This is a genomic window from Jeotgalibacillus salarius, assembly GCF_004405125.1.
GTDB lineage: Bacteria > Bacillota > Bacilli > Bacillales > Jeotgalibacillaceae > Jeotgalibacillus > Jeotgalibacillus salarius.
The window spans coordinates 1-212 of sequence record NZ_SORX01000033.1 but is presented as its reverse complement, the minus strand read 5'-3'; the positions used below and the strand labels follow the sequence as shown (position 1 = coordinate 212).

Sequence of the window (212 nt, the reverse complement as noted above, 5' to 3'; positions counted from 1 at the left end):
ACCCCTGTCGGTTTTCAAGACCGATCCCTTCAGCCAGACTTGGGTATTCCTCCGTATAGAACAAACAAATTGGTGGACCTTGCAGGACTCGAACCTGCGACCGGACGGTTATGAGCCGTCTGCTCTAACCAGCTGAGCTAAAGGTCCTTTATTATATTGGTGGCGGCAGAGGGGATCGAACCCCCGACCTCACGGGTATGAACCGTACGCTC

Annotated in this window: 1 tRNA gene; it reads right to left on the bottom strand. The window is 53.8% G+C overall.

Annotated elements, in window-relative coordinates:
• Positions 1-70: 70 nt before the first annotated feature.
• Positions 71-147: transfer RNA gene (locus E2626_RS17065), tRNA-Ile, on the bottom strand.
• Positions 148-212 lie beyond the last annotated feature (65 nt).